Source organism: Mesorhizobium sp. M1A.F.Ca.IN.020.06.1.1, from assembly GCF_004023265.1.
Classification (GTDB): Bacteria; Pseudomonadota; Alphaproteobacteria; order Rhizobiales; family Rhizobiaceae; genus Mesorhizobium.
Genome location: NZ_RZSR01000334.1, coordinates 1 through 5,604, shown reverse-complemented (window position 1 = coordinate 5,604; position 5,604 = coordinate 1). Strand labels below are relative to the sequence as shown.

At 64.4% G+C, this 5,604-nt stretch carries 7 protein-coding genes; 6 read left to right on the top strand and 1 reads right to left on the bottom strand.

Annotated elements, in window-relative coordinates:
• From EOA60_RS16220 to phoB, 6 genes are all read left to right on the top strand, one after another.
• The coding region (locus EOA60_RS16220) for a substrate-binding domain-containing protein (RefSeq protein ID WP_206628144.1) at positions 1 to 580 on the top strand (580 nt) is incomplete at its 5' end.
• A 63-nt stretch (positions 581 to 643) separates the two neighbouring features.
• Positions 644 to 1,630, top strand: a complete 987-nt coding sequence (gene pstC / locus EOA60_RS16215) for a phosphate ABC transporter permease subunit PstC (protein WP_095824035.1) — start codon at positions 644 to 646, stop codon at positions 1,628 to 1,630.
• A gap of 3 nt (positions 1,631 to 1,633) precedes the next feature.
• A complete protein-coding gene (pstA, locus tag EOA60_RS16210) occupies positions 1,634 to 2,485 on the top strand; it encodes a phosphate ABC transporter permease PstA (protein WP_095824034.1) in 852 nt (283 codons plus the stop codon).
• Positions 2,482 to 3,285: a phosphate ABC transporter ATP-binding protein PstB gene (gene pstB, locus EOA60_RS16205; RefSeq protein WP_095824033.1), complete on the top strand. Its 804-nt coding sequence runs from the start codon at positions 2,482 to 2,484 to the stop codon at positions 3,283 to 3,285. The genes pstA and pstB overlap by 4 nt, the downstream gene beginning before the upstream one ends.
• Before the next feature lie 20 nt (positions 3,286 to 3,305).
• Positions 3,306 to 4,010: a phosphate signaling complex protein PhoU gene (phoU, locus tag EOA60_RS16200; RefSeq protein WP_095799839.1), complete on the top strand. Its 705-nt coding sequence runs from the start codon at positions 3,306 to 3,308 to the stop codon at positions 4,008 to 4,010.
• A gap of 19 nt (positions 4,011 to 4,029) precedes the next feature.
• Positions 4,030 to 4,719 (top strand): phosphate regulon transcriptional regulator PhoB, encoded by a 690-nt coding sequence (gene phoB / locus EOA60_RS16195; RefSeq protein ID WP_010911896.1) that lies wholly within the window; start codon positions 4,030 to 4,032, stop codon positions 4,717 to 4,719.
• Positions 4,720 to 5,035: 316 nt separating this feature from the next.
• On the opposite strand, the gene EOA60_RS16190 is transcribed toward phoB, so the two are convergent.
• Positions 5,036 to 5,604, bottom strand: a 569-nt coding sequence (locus EOA60_RS16190) for an ROK family protein (protein ID WP_164899344.1), incomplete at its 5' end; no start/stop codon positions are given.

The following is a 5,604-nucleotide window of genomic DNA, read 5'->3' as shown; positions in this document are numbered from 1 at the left end:
CCGTTCGGACGGCTCGGGCACCACGTTTAACTTCAGCTACTATCTGGCCGAAGTCAGCGCCGACTGGAAGTCGAAGGTCGGCGTCAATACCGCGCTCGAGTGGCCGGTGGGCATCGGCGCCAAGGGCAACGAAGGCGTCGCCAACAACGTAGCGCAGACCGGTGGCGCGATCGGCTATGTCGAGTATGCCTATGCCAAGCAGAACAAGCTCACCTATACCGACCTGATCAATAAGGACGGCAAGAAGGTAGAGCCGACCGCTGCCGCGTTCTCGGCCGCTGCGGCCAATGCCGACTGGAGCTCCAAGCCTGGCTACGGCGTCATCCTGGCCAACCAGGCTGGTGCTGAAAGCTGGCCGATGACCTCCGCGACCTGGATCCTCGTCTACCAGAAGCCCGACGATGCTGCGGCCACCACCGAAGCGCTCAAGTTCTTCGCCTGGTCCTACGCCAAGGGTGACGACATGGCCGCCGAGCTGGACTATGTTCCGATGCCCGACGCGGTCGTGAAGAGCGTCGAGGAAATGTGGAGCAAGGACATCGTCGACAGCAACGGCAAGCCGCTCTACTCCGGCATGTAATTCCTCCGGAATAAGGAGGGCGCCTCGGGCGCCCTCCTGTCTCTTTCGAAATGCGAGGGGCAAATGACAGCCGTTTCCGAAGCCGTGACATCGTCCGCCATACGGACCAGGGAAGCGACGGTGCGCCGCTTCGCCCTGACCGACACGATCTTCCGAACGGTCACGCGCCTCTCCGCTATACTCGTGCTGCTTCTTCTCGGCGGCGTCGCGGTCTCGCTGATCGCCGGCTCGTGGGAGGCGCTGTCGAAGTTCGGCTTCTCCTTCCTCACCACTGAATCCTGGAATCCGGTCACCGAGAATTTCGGCGCGCTCGCGCCCATCTACGGCACCGTCGTCACCTCGGCCATCGCCATCCTCATTGCCGTGCCGATCGGCATCGGCATCGCCGTCTTCCTGACCGAGCTCTGCCCGCGCCCGCTCAGGCGCCCGATCGGCATCGCGGTCGAGCTGCTCGCCGGCATTCCCTCGATCATTTACGGCATCTGGGGCCTGTTCGTCTTCGCGCCATTCCTGCAGACGACGGTACAGCCATTCATCATCAATCTTTTCCACGGCATACCGGGTCTCGCCAGCCTGTTTGCCGGTCCGCCCTACGGCATCGGCCTGCTGACGTCGTCGCTGATCCTCGCCATCATGGTGCTGCCCTTCATCACCTCGATCACCAAGGACGTGTTCGACACGGTGCCAGCGGTGCTGAAGGAATCGGCCTACGGCATCGGCTGCACGACCTGGGAAGTGACCCGGCGTGTGGTCATTCCCTATACGCGGGTCGGCATCATGGGCGGCGTCATGCTCGGTCTTGGCCGCGCGCTCGGCGAGACGATGGCCGTCACCTTCGTCATCGGCAATGCGCACCGCATCAGCGCCTCGCTTTTTGCGCCCGGCACGACGATCTCGGCGACCATCGCCAACGAATTCACCGAAGCCGACGGCGAGCTTTACACGTCCTCACTGGTGGCGCTCGGACTGATCCTGTTCATCATCACCTTCATCATCCTCGCGCTCGCACGCTACATGCTGTTGCGCATCGATAGCCGCACGGGAGCCTGACCGATGTCGACAGCCGCATCGCTCCACCGAAGCCGGAAGCGCAAGAACGCCGTGATGATGGCGCTCTGCACCATAGCGGCGGGCATCGGCCTCGTCTGGCTGGCGCTGATCCTCGGCGCCCTTCTCTATAAGGGGCTCTCGGGTGTCTCGCTTTCGGTGTTCACGGAAATGACGCCGCCGCCCGGCGACGCCGGCGGCCTGCTCAACGCCATTTACGGCAGCATCGTGATGACCGTGATCGGCATCGTCGTCGGCACGCCGATCGGCGTGCTCGCCGGAACCTATATGGCCGAGTACGGGCGCTTCTCGCGCCTCACGACGGTGGTGCGCTTCATCAACGACATCCTGTTGTCGGCGCCATCGATCATTGTCGGCCTGTTCGTCTACGAGCTGATGGTGCGGCCGATGGGTCATTTCTCGGCGATCGCCGGCGCGGTGGCGCTGTCGATCCTGGTGATCCCCGTCGTCGTGCGCACCACCGAGGATATGCTGAACCTTGTGCCCAACGCGCTGCGCGAGGCCGGCACCGCCATCGGCGCGCCGCGCTGGGTGGTGATCCGCTCGGTCGCCTATCGCGCCGCACTGTCCGGCATCGTCACCGGTATATTGCTGGCGATCGCCCGGATTTCGGGCGAGACGGCGCCGCTGCTCTTCACCGCGCTCAACAACCAGTTCTGGTCGAGCAATCTCAACGCGCCGATGGCCAGCCTGCCGGTGACCATCTTCCAGTTTGCGCTGAGCCCTTATGAGGAATGGCAGCAACTGGCCTGGACGGGCGCACTGATAATCACCCTGACGGTTCTCGGGCTGAGCATCTTCGCCCGCAGCCTTACCGGACGCAGAGAGGACAGATGAAACCGATGTTGTCCACCGACCTGAACGTAGCCGAGACGACCGCCGAGAAGGCCAAGATCGAAGTCAAGAACCTCAACTTCTACTATGGCCAGTCGAAGGCGCTGAAGGACATCAACCTGTCGCTGCCCGAGCGCAGCGTCACCGCCTTCATCGGACCTTCGGGCTGCGGAAAGTCGACGCTGCTGCGCGTGCTCAACCGCATCTACGAGCTCTACCCGAAGCAGAGCGCCGAAGGCCAGGTGCTGCTCGACGGCAAGAACATCCTCGACCGTTCGCAGGACCTCAACCTGCTCAGGACCAAGATCGGCATGGTGTTCCAGAAGCCGACGCCGTTCCCGATGTCGATCTACGAGAACATCGCCTTCGGCGTCAGGCTGTATGAGAAGATAAGCAAGGCCGAGATGGACAATCGCGTCGAACAGGCGCTGAAGCGCGCCGCGCTGTGGAACGAGGTCAGGGACAAGCTCAACGCCAGTGGCCAGAGCCTTTCGGGCGGCCAGCAGCAGCGGCTCTGCATCGCCCGCACCGTGGCGGTGAAGCCGGAGGTCATCCTGCTCGACGAGCCGGCATCGGCACTCGATCCGCTCTCGACCGCCAAGATCGAGGAGCTGATCGACGAGCTGCAGGCCGACTACACGATCGTGATCGTCACCCACAACATGCAGCAGGCGGCGCGCGTGTCGCGGCAGACGGCGTTCATGTATCTCGGCGAGCTGATCGAATTCGACCGGACCGAGAAGATCTTCACCTCGCCCCGCGAGAAGCGCACGCAGGACTACATCACCGGCCGCTTCGGCTGAGTTCATACGAGGACATAACCATGGCCCATACGGTCGCTTCCTTCGACGAGGATCTGAGGCAGATCAGCCAGCTTATCCGCGACATGGGCGATCTTGCCGGCTCGATGGTCGGCGCGTCGACCAAGGCTCTGCTGAATTCCGACAACGCGCTGGCGCAGCGCGTGGTCTCCGACGATGCCATCATGGACGCGCGCCAACGCGAGCTCGACGATCGCGCCATCACGCTGATTGCCAAACGCCAGCCGATGGCCGACGACCTGCGCAGCGTCGTTGGCGCCATCCGCATGGCCGGCGATCTCGAGCGCATCGGCGACCTTGCCAAGAACATCGCTAAGCGCGTCGGCTCGGTCGGCGTCAGCGCCGCGCCGCGCGACCTTTCGCACTCCATCGATTCGATGGCGCAGCTGGTGCTGATCCAGGTGCAGGGCGTGATCGAGGAATACGCGGCCGGCGACGCCACGGCGCTCGCCAAGCTCCGCAACGACGACGAGCGCATCGACGTCAAATACACCGCCGTCTTCCGCGAGCTCCTGACCTACATGATGGAGGATCCGCGCAACATCACGGCTTGCACGCATCTGTTGTTCTGCGCCAAGAATCTGGAGCGCATCGGCGACCACGTCACCAACATCGCCGAGAACGCCTACTATGTGCTGACCGGCACGCAATTGCCCGCGAATCGTCCTAAGCAGGACGAGACGACGATGTCGGCGCCGGCGGCCTGACAGCGAAGGTGCCTGCTATATGATCGCGCCACGCATCATGGTGGTGGAGGACGAGGAACCGCTGGGGGTGCTGCTCCGCTACAACCTCGAATCCGAGGGCTATCAGGTCGAGGTGGTGACCCGCGGCGACGAGGCCGAGATCCGCCTGCAGGAGAATGTGCCCGACCTTCTGGTGCTCGACTGGATGGTGCCGGCGGTGTCCGGCATCGAGCTTTGCCGGCGCCTCAGGATGCGGCCCGAGACCGAACGCCTGCCGATCATCATGCTGACCGCGCGCGGCGAGGAAAGCGACCGGGTGCGCGGCCTCTCGACCGGCGCCGACGACTATCTGGTCAAGCCGTTCTCGACGCCGGAATTCATGGCCAGGGTCAAGGCGCTGCTGCGCCGCGCCAAGCCCGAGGTGCTGTCCAGCGTGCTCAAGGTCGGCGACATCGTCCTCGACCGCGAATCGCATCGCGTCTACCGCAAGAAGAGCGAGATCCGGCTCGGCCCGACCGAGTTCAGGCTGCTTGAATTCATGATGCGGCATCCCGGCCGGGTGTTCTCGCGCAGCCAGCTGCTCGACAATGTCTGGGGCGAGACGATCTATATCGACGAGCGCACCGTGGACGTGCATGTCGGCCGCCTGCGCAAGGCGGTCAACAACGGCCGCATGCCGGACGTCATACGTACCATCCGTGGGGCGGGCTACGCGATCAGGGAAGATTAGATCCAGGGCACCGAAGGTCTGACGGGTTCTATCTGAGCTGGCGGGTTATCGAGACGCTGGTGCTTCGCCGTCCACGGGCGGAGCACGAAGCGTCGCGACGCGGCGCAGACCCGACGATCCACGCGACTTCCACGCGCCGCGGCGGTGCAGAAATTCTGCTCCGCTCATCCGACGATTGAGGTAATGGCATGGATTCCAGGGTCTCCGCGACGGAGCTTCGCTCCTGCTCCGCCCTGGAATGACGAAGCTGCGGGGCCTTCGCTAATCTCCGGCGTCTGCAGGACGCACAGAAGCCAACGATCGCTATCGAAGCTGCTCAGGCCACGTTCTTGCCCGCTCTTGCCTGCACGCCCGGGGCGAAAATCTCCTGGTCGACGAAGGTCAGCGCGCGCACGGCGCAGCCTTCGCGGATCAGCGGCAATTCGTTCGGCTCGGTATCGAAGGAGATCGACTTCGAATGCTGGCCTCCGGCGGTCTGGCCGATCGCCTCGCGCAGCGCCGGCTCGATCAGGTCAAAGGCGGCGGCGCTGACGCCGACCATGGCGACCGGCGCCGGGTCGATCAGCGCGAACAGGCTGCCAAGGCCGAAGCCCAGCGCCTCCCCGGCCCGGCGATAGGCCTCGCGCTCTGGGCCATCCGTCTCGCGCGCCTTGGCGGCGAGCGCCCGCATGTCGGCGTCGCCGACATCGACCGGCTCGGCGTCCTCGCTCATCTTCATGGCGCTGCGCCAGATGGCGTAGTTGCCGGCATAGGCCTCGACGCAGCCGCGGCGTCCGCAACGGCAAAGCGCGCCGCCCGGACGATGGATCATGTGGCCGAACTCGCCGCCGGAAGAATGCGTGCCGGTGAACAGCTCGCCCTTCAGCACCAGGCCCATGCCGATGC

Excerpts from the sequence above, each read along its gene's own strand:
- pstC (WP_095824035.1), top strand. The coding sequence starts at position 644 with ATGACAGCCGTTTCCGAAGCCGTGACATCGTCCGCCATACGGACCAGG.
- pstA (WP_095824034.1), top strand. The coding sequence starts at position 1,634 with ATGTCGACAGCCGCATCGCTCCACCGAAGCCGGAAGCGCAAGAACGCC.
- pstB (WP_095824033.1), top strand. The coding sequence starts at position 2,482 with ATGAAACCGATGTTGTCCACCGACCTGAACGTAGCCGAGACGACCGCC.
- phoU (WP_095799839.1), top strand. The coding sequence starts at position 3,306 with ATGGCCCATACGGTCGCTTCCTTCGACGAGGATCTGAGGCAGATCAGC.
- phoB (WP_010911896.1), top strand. The coding sequence starts at position 4,030 with ATGATCGCGCCACGCATCATGGTGGTGGAGGACGAGGAACCGCTGGGG.